Here is a 15,138-nt window from a genome sequence, read left to right as displayed (position 1 = left end):
GGTGGAGAGGGAGGGAATATCGTGCAGCATATGCTCATAAAAAGAACTTATCCAGAAAAGGATATGCTATGCCGAATAATCATTATAATCCCGATGATCCGACGGCTCCAGCTCGGCCACATTCATCACCGCCACCGCAGCCACCGCCGCAAGGCCATGCGCCCCAGGGCAAGTTGGTTCTCGGTGGTTTTCAGAATCAGCCAGCGCCCTCTCAGCGCCGACCATATCAGAATCCTGCACCATCACACCAGCCGCCGGTAAGCCCGCCTCGCCAGCAGCATGCTGCTCCCCCCTGGCAACAACAGGCACCGATGGCACCACCCCGTTATAACAACTACCAAGCGGGACAGATGTCAGCAAAGCCGCCAGTGACGAGAAAGCGTCGCGGCAAAGGATGCTTGATTACCACAATCGTTGTGCTGGTCCTGGCCTGCGTTGTGGGCAGCTTCACCGTGACAACAACTCAGCGCGTACTGGCCTTTGGGACAAAGATCTCAACACAGCAACCGCTCAGCACGCAAACCAACTATATGAATATCAGCGACCGCACAAATATGATCGTTATAGGCTACGGCGGCGGCACGCATGATGGGGCCAACCTGACCGATTCGTTGCTGGTCGCCAGCGTCCTACCGCAAAGCCATCATACCACTCTCGTATCGATCCCGCGCGACCTGCTGGTGTCGGTGCCAGGAGCGCCGGGAGGCGTGGGCAAGATCAACTCGCTCTACGAATATACCTCCAGCTTCGGCAAAAACCCCACAGCGGGTGCTAATGCGGTCGCAGCGAAAGCATCGAAGATCACCGGCCTGGATGTCAAATACTGGATGATGATCGACTTTACCGGCTTTCGCGACCTCATCGATGCGCTGGGTGGCGTCGATGTCTATGTTCCCGACTCCTTCAATGCATGTTATCCCAAGAATGACGATGCTGCGAAAGATGCCAGTTGGATCAAGGTCCAGTTCAACAAAGGAAATCAGCACATGGATGGGGCCACAGCCATCAGCTATGCGCGCGCACGCGAGCCACTGGAGGTCTGTGGAAAGGGAACCTCGCAAAATCTGGCCGAACTGACCGACTTTGGCCGCTCTGCTCGCCAACAGATTATCGTGAAGTCGGTGCTGGCAAAAGTGAAACAGGTTTCCACCTGGCCCAAATTCTTTGATGCAATGACGGCATTGGAAAAAACCATTCGCACCAATCTCTCGCTAGCCGACCTGTCGCAGTTCGCGTTGAAAATGGACATGAACGATCCCAAGACCTCACGTATCGGCCTGAGCAACCAGAACGTTCTCGTCGATGATGACAACTTCAACCTGGTGCCACGCAACAACGATTGGAATGTTGTCTCAAGCTACGTGCAACAAAAGCTCTATAACTGACCAGAGCAACTGGCAACAACATCATCGTGTGAAGTCAATAAACCTTGTAATGTCGTAGTCGAGCGATTTATCGCGGGGTGTTGTGCAATCACCCGCGATAAATCGCTCGACTACGACATTTTGCACATCTCCTCTATTCCTACAAATTCTCATGCTGACATTTAGCCTCTATAGGCAAGTCACGCAAACGGGTGTATACTAAACTGTACCAGGCAGGATCATTCGTGGGGACCAAAGCATCCAATGCTCTCACGCGGCACGGAAACACCTGCGATTTCTCGCGCAACAAAAGGGAGACAGCTATGTCACAACGCGATACGCGCCTGATCGGTGGCATTTATCGCATCGGGCAGACTATCAGTAGTGGGGGAATGCTATCTATTTATACCGCCTATAACCGCATCAGTAACGACGTGGTGGGACTCTACGTCATCACCTTTGCTCCAACCATGCAGATAGGCGCGGTACAACCCCTCTTACAGGCTCTTGAACCTCGCCGATCATTGCAATCTCCCCACGTTTTACGCATCTACAACTGGGGCATCGATGGGAATCGTGCCTATATCGCTACTGATCCTCCACGAGGGGTGACGCTCCAACATATTATCGATACCGAAAACATTGATATCCCCCGCGCCATCGAGTTGACGAGACAGATGACCATAGGGGTCAAACTGCTGCATGAAAAGGGTATCTCAGGGCTGGATCTACGTCCTCAATTGATTACGGTGGATTCGGTCAATGTGACAGATCGCGTACAGATCGACGATATCGGGCTACGTTCTCTCCTGCACTCGTTCGGGTACGTCCATAGCCAGCAAAACAGCGATCTCGGCTATCTCAATCCACGTTACGCGCCCCCCGAATATATCAATGGTGGTAAGATTGGCTCGTGGAGCGATGTCTATCAACTGGGCCTGCTACTCTTTGAACTCATCACTGGACGCCTGCCTTTCGTTGGTCGCACGCCAGCCGAAACAGGCATTATGCAGAGTAACAACTCCGTTCCTCGCATGATTCAATTCACGCATGAAACCCCGGAAGCGGTCCAACTCCTCGTGGATTGCGCGCTCGCAAAAGACCCGGTTCATCGCTTTGCCAACGCTGGTGCGCTGCTCACCGCCCTTGAAGCGCTCCCGATTCCTACAAATCAACCCACAACCGAATCGTCCCGCCCAACATCGGGCGTGCTGGGAAGCTCTTTCACGCACGAGATGACCTCGATCGAAGAGATGATGACGCCGCGTACAATTCTCCACGAGGAACATACTTCCTCAACACAAACTAGCAACTCAACAGCTGCGGCGTACGATGTCTACGCATATCTTTCCTTCGAGAACGAGGAGCAGGCAACGCCACAACGCATTCCTCTCCTCCAAAAAAACATTATTGTAGGCCGTACCGATCCCAAACGCGGCTACACACCCGACATTGATCTGACGGACTTTGATCCTAAGATGACAGTTTCACGCCAGCACGCGCGCATTCGTTTTGAAGAAACCTTTTTCTATATAGAAGATCTGAAGAGCCGCAATAAAACGCGCCTGGGTGAGCTAGCACTGACCCCTTTCAAGGCCGAACTGCTCCAACATGGGGATGTGCTTCACTTTGGGAGTGTACATATACGTTTTGAGATTCCGGGTATGGCGCAACCACCAGTTTTTCACGAATAAAAATAAGCATGAAAAGAGGTTGAGCGACTTAGCAAAATCACTCAACCTCTTTTTTCTCAGCGCCCAACCGCTTTAATGCGCTCCGGGCGGCGTATGAAGTAGTAAATGAGCGCGCCAAGCAGAGGAACAAAGAGGACGAACAGCGTCCAGGCTATTTTATCATTGGTATCTGAAGGCTCTTTAACCAGGCAGTCAATCAGCACCCAGATCCAGAAAATGGTCGCTAAAACAAGGATGCCATTCGCACCCGCACCGAAAAGACGAAGCAGCAGCCGTAGTAATGGATCAAACAGCAGATACAACATAGGCCATAGGCTCCTTCCGAACGTTTCTAGCAGAGATACTGACTAGCATCACCAGATGACAAAAAACAGCATCTCATCACCCTTACGTTCCTCATCAGAAGAAGTTGCATTTCCAAGAAATATCAGTCCAAAATGTCTGGCCGGTAAAAGGTGTTACCGGTTCAAAGCACCGGCTACCGCTATCAGATCGGCCAGCAAGCCCTGCCCTGTCTCTAATCGACCAGCTCCTGGCCCGATAATCGTCACCTGCGAGAGCGTATCCGTCTCGAACGTGAGCGCATTCATCGCTCCCTCAACGTGCGCCAGTGGATCGCTCAGCGGCAAAGCAACCGGCTCAACGCGCGCCTCCAGAGGTGCGCTGCCGATATCGGAAACCGCCTGTATGGATGCAATCAACTTGATACGCTTACCCTCATCAACGGCTCGCTGCATCTGCTCCTTTGTCACACCTGTAATCCCCTCGCGTTTGACCTGATCGGGTTTGAGCGTATGACCGAATACGACAGCGGCAAGGATGAGCGCTTTGGCCAGCGCATCATAACCTTCAACGTCTGCGGTAGGATCAGCCTCCGCATAGCCCTTCTCCTGCGCCTCCTTGAGGACTTCTGCATAGCCGCGCCCGGCTGCCATTGCCGACAAAATATAGTTCGTTGTACCGTTGAGAATCCCACGCACAGCACGTACGCGCGCACCCGCCAGACCTTCTCGCACAGTACTCAGCACCGGCGTCCCCGCCATCACAGTTGACTCCATACGCAGCTGCACGTTATGTTCCTGCGCCAGCAACAGCAACTCATTGGCCGCCAGCGCCATTGGCCCCTTGTTGGCCGTAATTACATGTATCCCTTGAGAGAGGGCGGCGCGAATATGGCTCATAGCAGGCTCGGCGTCGCGCAAATTCGTCCACGTCGCCTCAGCCAGCACATCGCCACCGGTCGCTTGCAATCCTTCCAGCACATTTGCCCAATGCCGCACCCCGGGATGCTCGGTCAGAGGGCGCTTCTGAGTTGCCAACTCTAACAATGCAGGCAGATTCAGCCCCTCTTCTCGATAGAGAAAGCCATGCCTGGAGGTGGCAACACTGATGACCTTCACATCCAGGTCGTAATGCTGCATGAGTAACTTTCTCTTCGAGACCAGTAACTCTGCCAACCCCTGGCCGACAACTCCAAATCCCACAAGGGAGAGACGTAGATGTTTCATGAGATAGTACCAACCTGTATTCAGAATAGCAAATAGTGTTATCGCGGTCGTCGCTCCAGTATACAGGGTCTTGAGATCGCTGTCCACCGAGAAGTAAAAAGAGTTGCTACCCCTCAAGCTTTTTATTCCCCCTGGTCGCCTGATAATAGAAGAAGCCGTTGATACATATTTGTGATTATTTACCAGCAAATTATGAGCAAATTGAGATGACTATATCTTATTGTTTCTAATAATAAAGCATTGTGTCGCAGTACAGCGTTGTTTTAGTGGTTAGAGAAATAAGGAACTCGATGAAGAGGTGAATATCATGACGCAATTGCTTGTGCGAGTGATCTTCTTATTCTTTGACATGATTGGCAATCTGTCCATCCTGTCCAATCATCTGTCGTTTTCAGTGGGGACGGTGCAGTTGGATTTTGCTTCCTCCCTCATAGTATTCAATGCCTTGATGATTCTGGTCGTTTATGTCGTCGATTTTGTCATCGTCAAGACACAAAAACTGCTCATCGATATCGAGATAGGCAGAGGGTTTACCGATCACGAACACTAGGAGTATCTCCTAACAGAGGGTGTTTTCTCTCCCTCCCCATCGACGATGTGATGGCAGTCGCGCATAGTAGCATCCACCTTCATATGGACTCGCCCTCATGCATGTTTGCGCTCCCACATGAGGGCAATCAACCATCATTCCAAAAATTCCTTCCAACAGACATGTCTATCTATGTGAAAGGCAAAAACGATAGTCCCTTGAACTCATGAGAAAAGAAGTGTAAGATATTTGTGAAGCGTTCCTCCATCAAAAAACGCTCTTCTTGCCGATAATACGTCAGAAAGTCCCTGATAAGAAACATTTGTGAAAGGGTAAAGCCGTGGACGCATTACGACGTTTTCTCTGGACAAACTTTGGGGCAACACTCAATCGCAAAACTGTCATCATTAGCAGTCTGATATTACTCATCATCTTATGTGCTCTGCTTTTCACGATCACCCATCTGTCGGTGTTCCTGATTTTGACGCTGCTCACCTCTACCATAGGAGGGTTGATTGTGTTTGGCAGCAGCTATCGCGCGATTGACTGGGCCTTATCCGACAAAGAAAAGCGCCAACAAATTGAGGAAGAGACCGCACTAAAACAGTTACGCGATAGAGCGCGCGAGAAACATTTTCAACATTAGTAAGTACAACTCATCAATAAGGGCTGGAAAGGCATGGATCTTGTGGGTCCTGACCTGCGATATCATAAAGGGGAAGATTGGCATTGGGCCAAACACATCTTTACTCAGTGGCGTCATTAAGATTGATGCTAGCCTGCTACCTTCGCCCTCGTTACAGATATGCAGAGGGCGAAGGCAAGAACTAAATCCAGGACAATTTGAAGCGATTCAAGACGCGGCGAACCGGTCCCAGTTCTTCAATACCAAGCAGGCGCGCTCCGCGAATATACACAAAGAGACCCACGAATATGTATATCAGCAACTTGATGAAAGCTGCCAGCGTGCCCATCAAGCCTAGCGATGGAGTGCTCAACGTATCCATCCAGGATAGGAAGGGAACCAGCGCAAAAATCTTGAACAGCCAGTCTATAATAAAGCGCGCGATGAGCAACGCTACGCCCATTGCAGCAGCGGCTCCCAGCACGCGTCCAATGAAGAGTGACAGCGTTTTGATCTGCATATCGCCCAGGCGTTGATACAGAAGCCAGAACAGTACCACAGCTTCGAGCAATCCGGCAAACGAGGTCGAGAAGGCCAGCGCCCCTACTCCCCATTGCGGTCCCCAGACGGCGGCGTTAATCAGGAGCAGGCTCAAGGCAATCTTGAAAATGAACTGTCCCACGCTCACCACCACAGGCGTTTTACTATCTCGCAGCGCGTAGAAGGAGCGCGTCAGAATCTCAACCGCAGCCAGTCCGACCAGCCCCACAGCGAAAAAGGCCAGTGGTACAGCGGTTGATTGCGCATCACTCAGGCTAAAGCGACCATGTTGCAGGAGTGCTTGAATGATCGGAAAGCCCAGCACGATCAGAGCAACGCTTGAGGGAACGGACATAAACAGAATGCTGCGCAACGTCTCCAGAATCGTATTCCGCACGCGGTCCAGACGCCCTTTCGCCACATTTTCGGCCAGCGTTGGGAAGGCAGCCGTCGAGACGGACATGCCAAAGATGCCCAGCGGCAGCAGCATCAATTGCATTGATTGATAATACTGCGTAATCAAACCATCAACCCCCTTCGCTACCACAACAACCACGAGAAGCTGGATCAGTCCCCGGTCAACAAATGTGGAGGTATAGAGCATCGCGGCGTTGATAATACGGGGCACCATCTGCCGTCCGATCTGGATCACTCCTGGATGCCGCCAGTCGAAATTCTTAAAGGAATAGTGCATCCCAACTTTGCGCAGGCCCGGTATCTGAATACCAACCTGAAGGACCGCTCCCAGGACCACGCCCCAGGTAGCACAATACACGGCCAGATTATCATTGCGCTGATTGGTAAATGCCAGAAACAATCCCGGCATCAGGCCGAGAATCAAGCCCACATTGTAGAGCACCGTTCCAATTGCAGGCAAGCGAAAATCTTCTCGTGCATTGAGAACGGCATTCACCATCACGCCAGCACCCAGCACAATGGCCTGTAGCAACATAATGCGCGTCAGTGAGGCGATCAGGTCCAATTCTTTCGGATCATGAATGCCGGGATTGTAGATCGGCACCAGCACCCGAGCCAGCACGATGGCAACAAAAGCCAGGACTATCATCACCGCAATCGCGAGATTGAGGGCAGCAGTGGCGATATGCCAGGCTGTCTTCTCGTCTTTTTCGCCAACCATATATTTGGTGAAGACGGGGATAAATGCTGAACTGAGCGCGCCACCAGCGACAATATTAAAAATGAGGTCGGGAATAAGAAAAGCCTGCAAGTATGCATCAGAAGTGCCACTGGTACCGAAGACAAATGCAAACATCGAGGTACGAAGCAAGCCTAAAATGCGGCTGGCGACAAAGGCAAATGTAAGAATAAGTGTGGCTTTACCGATGCGGACCCGCTGAATCATCGCGGTATCCTGGGCCGGTCCTGATGCAGGCGCAAGCTGTGGTGCCGCCTGCCCATTTTGTACCGGGGCGGCAGCAGGTAAGCTCCCTGAACGAGGTGATACCCCTGGTGTTGGTGGAATACCAACGGGAGGAACGCCGAGCCGGCCAGAGATAGATCTCGGCGGTGGCAGGGGAGAAGCGAGCCGTCCCGAAGGCGTACTTGCCGGCCCTTTATTTCGCCAGGGAATGACCGTCGTAATATCCGATTGCATGCGCCGCTGTTGCCGACGCATACGCTCCTCTCGCAATTGCTGCAACCGTTCGAGTCGCAACTGCGGCATTGGCTGAGATGGTTGGGGAGTATCGAAAAACTGGTATTCCATACCCTGACCATAGCCAAGCGAAGTACCCATATCAGGAATATGATCCTGATAGCCAGGAGGCAAATTCCCCCGCCGTCCGCTCTGCTCAGAAGGTGGATACTGAGGGGATTGAGGAGCCTGCGGAACCGGTGGCTGCAATGGCCCTGACGGCATATGATATGGCAGAGGTGATGGAGGCAACACGGGCGAGGGCTGGCCGCCCTCTTGCGCATTTCCCTGATCATACTGCCAGTTATAAAATCCCTGTTGCTCAGATGCACCCTGCTCTGGTAAAGGTGATTGCTGTCCTTCGTTTCCCACAATCTTGCCCTAGAACACTAACAAGAACGCTCATTAAGAGTATCGCTACGATTGTATAACACATTACTGCAATATATGGCATTGCTGCTCAAGCATACCACAGACACCGAATTCTGGCTAGACTGATAGCTCAAGAGGTACTGATCCTTTTTCGTTGTCACTCCACTTTCAAGCATACAACGGAACAATATTGATCTCTCCCACTTACAATAAAGAACATCACAAACTCCACACTTTCACGTTCCGAAAAGCCGCTTCTGCCGGAGGATGCTTCTCGTTGCCAGCCAGAACGCCAATTTGCCCATCAGAATACGCTCCATCGATAACAGAAGTGACCTGCTGCCGATTGACGTAGAGCGTAATATTCTGCTCTACCGCAACGACGGCCAGCGTATTCATTTGTCCCGGGCCTTTATGGAACCGCTCAGTTGTGCCGCTGTCGAGCAGGATAGCATGGTCATCAACGCGGTCAATATAGCGTTTGAGCATATAGGTGCCATCGCTATAGACACGAAAGAGGTAGTATTTAGAATCGAGGCCACTGGTCGCCCGAAAAATAATGCCAAGGTAGTCTCCACGATACAGAAAAGCCTCCACTTCATAGGTAAAATTGTGAAAAGTGGTAGCCTGAGCGAGACAGGCATGGAAATAGCCTGCAAGGGGCTGCGTGGAGTAGTAGGCACCGCGCTTGAACTGGCAGGAGGCTCCATTCTCATTCCAGCCCTCTTGCCAATTGAGATGTTGCCCCTGATCTTTCAAGGGATCGAAAAGCGCGAGGCGGCCCCGACCAGATGTATAGGGATTGGGGGCAGTGATCAAAGGCCAGAGCAGCGAAACAACCACGCCGCCAATGAGCAACGCTAGCAGGCAGGGGAGAAATATCATACTGTACCTACTACGAAGCCTGCTGGCTGAAAAGATGGGAACAGCTTGAGCCGACGAAACCACATCATTCTTCTTCCCGTCAACTTCAGCGAGAACAGCCTCCTCCTGAGTTGGTATCGCCATCTTATCATCGGTACAAGGTGCAGAGCCTGTTTCTTCCACTTGTAATGCAACAGATTGTTCGTTTGCAGACAGCAGCCCCAACTCACGAGCATTTTTGCCGAACAGCATACAGAGCTTTTCGCGAAAGTAGGGAGAAGGAAGAGAGAGATCGCGTTCCCAGGCGCTCACTGTATTGGGCGTTGTGCCAAGTTCTTGAGCCGCTCTGCTCTGTGACCAGCCGCGTAGCTCTCGCTCCTGCCGCAAAATCTGCGCAAATTTCATCTGTGCCGATGCTCCATTCTACAGACATTTTTGCATCCCTGACTCTATAAATCGCTTCCTATCATACTACAATCGCACCACAATGAGTGATCGGTGAGAAGATGATGAGACTTCTGTATGGTCATAATCATCGCAATTGAATAGAGTAGGGGACAGAAACAAACAACACTCTGTTTTGAGTGTTCCTGAAAGGATTTCAAAAAGCAATGCAACATCGACGAAGCATCTATCATATGCCTTTCCTTTTATTCAGTTGTGCTGTTTTCCTGATACTTGCGGCCTGTTCTCCCATCAGTTCAGGCCTGGTATCAGCCGCCACTCCAACACGAACGAAGATAACACCTGCGCCTCCCTCTCCCGGTAAGACGCTAATGATCTATAAGGATAGTAGTGCGGGTCCGACGCTTTCGGCAGCCTGGTCCCCGGATGGCAAATCTATAGCTTCGGGAGGCTTTAATGGAGTGGTCAAGCTATGGGATGTGGCGACAGGAAAGACGCTACGCACGTATAGCGGATTTCAAAACGCCTTTACAAGCAAAATCGCCTGGTCGCACGACGGGCAGCGCATTGCGGTAGGCACTTCTTATCCGATATCACAAGATGCCTCTGCCTATATTCTTGACGCTCATTCACAGAAAATATTACTTGTTTCCACAAAATATCACGGAGGGGTCGCAGATCTGGTATGGTCCCCCGATAACGCATATATCGCATCTCTCGATGAACAGGGAGAGATTCATATCTGGAATAGTACCACCGGCGAGCAGGTCTATTCCTATCAGCCCCTTGCGAGTAATCTGGCATGGTCCCCCGATGGAAAGTTTATAGCCTCAAGCAACGCCATTGAAAGCAGCGCCATTGAAAATATGCAACAAGTAGAAATAACGATCTGGAATACTGCCACGCACCATGTCGCCTCTGTCTATGACCTGCATAGTGATCTGATAAATAGCCTATCATGGTCTGCTGATAGCTCCAGTTTGCTATTAACCAGCCGTGACAAAACAGTGATGATATGGGATGTCGCCACAGGCAAAACACGACTGCTCCACAAAGAACAAACGGGCGATATATACAGTGCTGCATGGTCGCCCAATGGCAAGCTAGTTGCGTTGGCAGGCAAAGATCAAACAGTACACGTTTTTGAGGCTAATACTGGCAAGACGCTATTCATTTATAAAGAGCATAAAAGTAGTATCTACAATATTGCATGGTCGCCTGATGGCAGGCTAATGGCTTCATCTGATGATGCTGGATTTGTTCGTGTGTGGGTTGCGCCATAAAACTTGTGTTTTCCAAAGTAACATTACGGAACCCAGAAATACGGATCTACAAATAAATACCCATGCTATCAGATATATGAATCAGGACCGTGCAACACAGGTAAAATTTCGCCAGATTCACGAAACAATAATGAAACTTCGTCTCTCTTATATATCAGACCGCCGGAAAACGAGAGTTCCCGCGCTGAAAACCTGAGAAGTCCAGACGATGACGATGAAAACAGGCAGACTGGAATTACAGACATCAGCAAGTATGGTCTGAGCAGCTCTATGCTCCTCCTATAAAACAATGGAATGTATTGAGAAAGGAGAGGCAACGCCCTCTTTAAAATTGAAAAGGTGTTGCTTTCTACATGAATTCGAGTAACCTCTACAAGGCCGCAGTCCTCGTGGCTGTCGTTGGTCCCCTGATTGCTACCATGTACGCAATCTACCTGCTCTGGAACCGCGCCGTTCACTGGTCAGACATCACGCTGATGCTGGTGTTGTATACCCTCGTAGCTCTCGGCGTCACCGTTGGTTATCACCGCATGTTAACGCATCGCAGTTTCCAACCTCACCCGGTCGTGAAATTTATCTTCCTCGTGCTTGGCTCAATGGCCCTGGAAGGTCCGGCGCTTGAGTGGACGGCCACACATGTAAAACATCATGCTCAATCAGATCGTGAAGGCGATCCTCATAGCCCTGTAGAAGGTTTTTTCCACGCTCATCTGGGCTGGCTCTTCAAGGATAGAATGGCCGATCCAGAAATCTATTGTCGCCACCTGCTCAAAGATCCCATTGTTATGTTTGTCAGCCGTACATTCCTTTTATGGGTTGCGCTCTCACTGCTTATCCCCTTTGCGATTGGCGGATGGAGCGGACTGTTATGGGGCGGATTGGTCCGCATTTTCCTGGCGCACCATGTCACCTGGAGCGTGAACTCTGTCTGCCACACCTTCGGGAAACGCGAGTTTGAGACCAACGATCAGAGCCGCAACGAGTGGCTGATCGGCTTGCTCGCGATGGGCGAGGGCTGGCACAACAACCATCATGCCTTCCCCCGCTCTGCCTTTCACGGCCTCCACTGGTGGCAATTTGACCTTTCCGGCTACCTCATCTGGACCCTCGAACGGATCGGGCTGGTCAGCGATGTCTATCGCGTCTCGCCAGAGCAACTGGCCCGTCGCTCAACCAGCACTACTAAAAAGGTTGTAGTCCAGCCAGAGCAGCCAGTATCGGTCACAGCAGAACAGCCCGTCCCCGTCGCACTCGATTAGCACTCACTTATCCCCAGGGCATCCCATGTTGGGATGCCCTTTTTCCATTATGGGCAGAACGTCCACAATACGGTACTCATTCCTCACAGACATTTGACACGATGCTTAAACCCCGATACAATCCCTGCATGGACGCATGAACTAGAGAAGGTTTATGCGCAGGCACGAAGAGCAATAACCGCATCATTATAGAGGAGACCTACCTGGCATGAAACACTTTAACGCCGTAATTCTGGCTGGTGGAAGTGGGACTCGATTATGGCCGCTCAGCACGCCAAGCTTCCCCAAGCAGTTTCTCCCACTTCCCAATGGCAACAGCATGATTCAAGAGACTCTGGCACGCGTTGCCCCGTTGACGACCCCCGAACAATCCTGGGTGGTCACAGGACAACACATGGCCGGGTTGGTATTGGAGCATCTTCCGACTGTCCCGGTTGAGCATTTGCTGCTCGAACCAATGGGGCGCAATTCGGCACCTGCCATTGCCTGGGCCGCCGCCACGATTGCCCGCAAAGATCCAGAGGGCGTCATGGCGATTTTCAGTGCTGACCACATGATTACTGAGGTTGAGACATTTCGGCGCACCCTTCAGCTGGCCTATGAACTGGCGGAACAGGGCTATCTTGTCACGATAGGCATTCAGCCAACCACGCCTGAGACGGGCTATGGCTACATCCGCTTTGCCGACGAGGTGGACGAGGGACACGGACATAAAGCGTTTCTGGCCGAGCGCTTCGTCGAGAAACCCAATCTCGCCACCGCACAAAGCTATCTCGCCGATGGGCACTATGTCTGGAATGCGGGTATTTTTATCTGGAAGGTCGAGGCCATTCTGAACGAATTCCGCGAGCATTTACCCGATGTCGCCCAAAAAGTGCAGAGCATTGTTGATGCAATGGAGACGCAGGATGCCAGCGCAGTCCTCAATGCCATCTGGCCAACCATTCAAAGTATTTCTATCGATTACGGCATTCTTGAAAAGACCAGCAACCTCGTCGTTATCCCGGCCAATCTCGGTTGGAACGATGTTGGCAACTGGGACCAATATGGCAGCCTCTTCCCCGGCGATGCACTGGGCATCAGGTCCGTCGGCTCCCACACAGGGCTGGGCAGCCAGAATATCGTGGTCTACAACAACACACAACGCCAGGTATATACCATTGGATTGGAGGACGTAATTGTTGTGGAGATGGATGATATGACCCTTGTCTGCCACAAAGAACATGTTCAGCGCGTCAAAGAGCTTGCAGAACAACAGAAGAAACAATTGTAAGATTGCCAGCAGCGGATTACCATTTTTACATGCGACAATAAGAATAGCTCTTTATGGTACTGCACTATCCACTAGAACGGCAAACTTGTGTATAGGTGCATCATATTGCGAGGCAGATACGCCCGAAAGTATCTGCCTCGCCCTTTTCAAAAATTCTTCTTAATCCCCCTTCGCAACAACCTCACAACGCTTCCCACCTTATGTGATCCTTTACACCAGCTGGTGCTCTCCTGGCAGAAAAGTTTATTGGATAGTATGATTATAACGTAAGATAACCTGAATGGTTCAGGCGATCACGTCTCCCGATTTCTTCAACGACGAGAGACATCTATCAACAACACCATAGATGTGAGCAGGGGGTAGGTAATGAAAGCAATTGTGTACAGCGCTCCACGACAGTTTGACTACCAGGATGTACCAACACCGGAGATCCAGCCCGACGAGGTATTGATTCGTGTGCGATCTTGCGGCATCTGCGGAACTGATCTCCATATTCACGAAGGCGAATTTCTGGCAGAGTTTCCTCTCATTCCAGGCCACGAATTCGCCGGCGAGGTCGTCTCCACTGGCTCCCTCGTCAACAATATCCAGGTTGGAGATCGGGTCGTTTGTGACAATACCGAACTATGCGGCCATTGCTTCTACTGCCGACGAGATCAGCCCCTCTTCTGCGAAAACTTCCTCTCACATGGCTGCAACGCTGCCGGTGGGCAGGCCGACTATGTCGCGATCAAAGCTGAAAAAGTCTTCCCCATTCAGAATCTATCCTGGCGCGAGGCCGCTCTGGTCGAGCCAACCGCATGTGCTATTCATGGCATGGACATGATTGCGCTGAAACCAGGCAGCAAAGTGCTGCTGTTCGGTGCCGGACCAACTGGTATCATCCTGGCCCAACTGCTCAAGCTCAATGGCGCAGCCCATCTTACCGTCGCCGCACCTGCCGGGCCAAAGCTCGATCTGGTCTCACGTCTGGCAGCCGATGAGGTCGTTCCAATAGATCGCAACGCCGCCACTGCTCACCGCGAACACCTGTTGCGTACCCACCGACATGGCTTTGATTGTGTCATCGAAGCAACCGGGGTTCCCTCCCTCTGCACCGAAGCCATCGACTATACCCGGATGGGTGGTCAGCTCGTCGTGTACGGTGTCTATCCCGAGCAAGCACGCATCAGTTGGAGTCCGTATGATATCTTCAAGAAACAATTGACCATTACTGGTTCTTTTGCTCAAACCCATAGCTTCGACCGCGCCTTGCTGTACCTAGAAAGCAAGCAGGTAAAAGTAGATGAGGTCATCACGCATGAGTTTGCGCTGGAAGAGTATGCACAAGCACTGGAAACATTGCGATCTCGCCAGGGCATCAAAATTGCCATACGATCCTGAAGGGTATTTCCATCATTTCCAGCTGCAACAGAGCAATATGTTATACTGTGAAAAATGAGTTTGTAATCTCCAGAATTGGAGTTCCACCATGCGCTCCGCGCAGAGCCAGTGCTTGCCACAGTAGGAGGGACGCGCACCCACAAATTCATGTACAATTGTCTTCAGCTATGATAGACTTTGAGTTGAACGTACAGTAAGCAATCTCAACCCCTCGCTGGTGTAGCGGGCGAGAAACGCCCACACCAGCAGAAGGATCAGCAATAGAACAAGGCGGACAGAGCGATGTTGATGAACATGTTAGCAAAACAATAACTAAGACGCTACCACCCGCGCGGCGATATCTTCGCATCTGGTTGGTAGCGGGTTACTTGTGGCTAGAGTTTTA

The 15,138-nt window shown here is 51.3% G+C and carries 12 protein-coding genes; 8 read left to right on the top strand and 4 right to left on the bottom strand.

Annotation, left to right across the window (positions count from 1 at the left end; genetic code table 11):
• The first annotated feature begins 68 nt into the window (after positions 1 to 68).
• Complete coding sequence (locus tag K3T83_RS34310; RefSeq protein ID WP_220207414.1) at positions 69 to 1,385, top strand: LCP family protein; 1,317 nt, start codon at positions 69 to 71, stop codon at positions 1,383 to 1,385.
• Between the two features lie 302 nt (positions 1,386 to 1,687).
• Positions 1,688 to 3,058 carry an FHA domain-containing serine/threonine-protein kinase gene (locus K3T83_RS56510; protein WP_236065046.1) on the top strand — a complete coding sequence of 457 codons (1,371 nt, stop codon included), beginning with the start codon at positions 1,688 to 1,690 and terminating at the stop codon, positions 3,056 to 3,058.
• 56 nt (positions 3,059 to 3,114) lie between these two features.
• Here K3T83_RS56510 and K3T83_RS34300 read toward each other — a convergent pair whose 3' ends face one another.
• Positions 3,115 to 3,363, bottom strand: a complete 249-nt coding sequence (locus K3T83_RS34300; RefSeq protein WP_220207413.1) for a PLD nuclease N-terminal domain-containing protein — start codon at positions 3,361 to 3,363, stop codon at positions 3,115 to 3,117.
• A gap of 153 nt (positions 3,364 to 3,516) precedes the next feature.
• On the bottom strand, positions 3,517 to 4,683 hold the full coding sequence (locus tag K3T83_RS34295) for a homoserine dehydrogenase (RefSeq protein ID WP_220207412.1): 1,167 nt from the start codon (positions 4,681 to 4,683) through the stop codon (positions 3,517 to 3,519).
• A 190-nt stretch (positions 4,684 to 4,873) separates the two neighbouring features.
• On the opposite strand from K3T83_RS34295, the gene K3T83_RS34290 reads away from it, so the two are divergent.
• Positions 4,874 to 5,116, top strand: a complete 243-nt coding sequence (locus tag K3T83_RS34290) for a hypothetical protein (protein WP_220207411.1) — start codon at positions 4,874 to 4,876, stop codon at positions 5,114 to 5,116.
• A gap of 319 nt (positions 5,117 to 5,435) precedes the next feature.
• Positions 5,436 to 5,741, top strand: coding sequence for a hypothetical protein (locus K3T83_RS34285; protein ID WP_220207410.1), 306 nt, complete (start codon positions 5,436 to 5,438; stop codon positions 5,739 to 5,741).
• Between the two features lie 181 nt (positions 5,742 to 5,922).
• Here the strand turns inward: K3T83_RS34285 and murJ are convergent, their stop codons facing one another.
• Both murJ and K3T83_RS34275 read right to left on the bottom strand, forming a co-directional pair.
• Positions 5,923 to 8,286, bottom strand: coding sequence for a murein biosynthesis integral membrane protein MurJ (gene murJ, locus K3T83_RS34280; RefSeq protein WP_220207409.1), 2,364 nt, complete (start codon positions 8,284 to 8,286; stop codon positions 5,923 to 5,925).
• Positions 8,287 to 8,505: 219 nt separating this feature from the next.
• Positions 8,506 to 9,555: a helix-turn-helix domain-containing protein gene (locus tag K3T83_RS34275; RefSeq protein ID WP_220207408.1), complete on the bottom strand. Its 1,050-nt coding sequence runs from the start codon at positions 9,553 to 9,555 to the stop codon at positions 8,506 to 8,508.
• Positions 9,556 to 9,761: 206 nt separating this feature from the next.
• Between K3T83_RS34275 and K3T83_RS34270 the strand changes: the two genes are divergently transcribed.
• From K3T83_RS34270 to K3T83_RS34255, 4 genes are all read left to right on the top strand, one after another.
• On the top strand, positions 9,762 to 10,838 hold the full coding sequence (locus K3T83_RS34270; protein WP_220207407.1) for a WD40 repeat domain-containing protein: 1,077 nt from the start codon (positions 9,762 to 9,764) through the stop codon (positions 10,836 to 10,838).
• Between the two features lie 353 nt (positions 10,839 to 11,191).
• The gene (locus tag K3T83_RS34265; RefSeq protein ID WP_220207406.1) at positions 11,192 to 12,097 is read left to right on the top strand and encodes an acyl-CoA desaturase; all 906 of its coding nucleotides are present in this window, start codon (positions 11,192 to 11,194) and stop codon (positions 12,095 to 12,097) included.
• 208 nt (positions 12,098 to 12,305) lie between these two features.
• Complete coding sequence (locus K3T83_RS34260) at positions 12,306 to 13,370, top strand: mannose-1-phosphate guanylyltransferase (protein ID WP_220207405.1); 1,065 nt, start codon at positions 12,306 to 12,308, stop codon at positions 13,368 to 13,370.
• 366 nt (positions 13,371 to 13,736) lie between these two features.
• A complete protein-coding gene (locus K3T83_RS34255) occupies positions 13,737 to 14,753 on the top strand; it encodes a zinc-dependent alcohol dehydrogenase family protein (protein WP_220207404.1) in 1,017 nt (338 codons plus the stop codon).
• The last annotated feature ends 385 nt before the right edge of the window (positions 14,754 to 15,138 follow it).

It is taken from the genome of Reticulibacter mediterranei, from assembly GCF_016587455.1.
This window is presented reverse-complemented; position numbering and strand designations above follow the sequence as displayed.

Bases quoted from the DNA above. Each gene is read 5' to 3' on its own strand.
- K3T83_RS34310 (WP_220207414.1), top strand. From the start codon at position 69: ATGCCGAATAATCATTATAATCCCGATGATCCGACGGCTCCAGCTCGG.
- K3T83_RS56510 (WP_236065046.1), top strand. From the start codon at position 1,688: ATGTCACAACGCGATACGCGCCTGATCGGTGGCATTTATCGCATCGGG.
- K3T83_RS34300 (WP_220207413.1), bottom strand. From the start codon at position 3,363: ATGTTGTATCTGCTGTTTGATCCATTACTACGGCTGCTGCTTCGTCTT.
- K3T83_RS34290 (WP_220207411.1), top strand. From the start codon at position 4,874: ATGACGCAATTGCTTGTGCGAGTGATCTTCTTATTCTTTGACATGATT.
- K3T83_RS34275 (WP_220207408.1), bottom strand. From the start codon at position 9,555: ATGAAATTTGCGCAGATTTTGCGGCAGGAGCGAGAGCTACGCGGCTGG.
- K3T83_RS34270 (WP_220207407.1), top strand. From the start codon at position 9,762: ATGCAACATCGACGAAGCATCTATCATATGCCTTTCCTTTTATTCAGT.
- K3T83_RS34265 (WP_220207406.1), top strand. From the start codon at position 11,192: ATGAATTCGAGTAACCTCTACAAGGCCGCAGTCCTCGTGGCTGTCGTT.
- K3T83_RS34260 (WP_220207405.1), top strand. From the start codon at position 12,306: ATGAAACACTTTAACGCCGTAATTCTGGCTGGTGGAAGTGGGACTCGA.
- K3T83_RS34255 (WP_220207404.1), top strand. From the start codon at position 13,737: ATGAAAGCAATTGTGTACAGCGCTCCACGACAGTTTGACTACCAGGAT.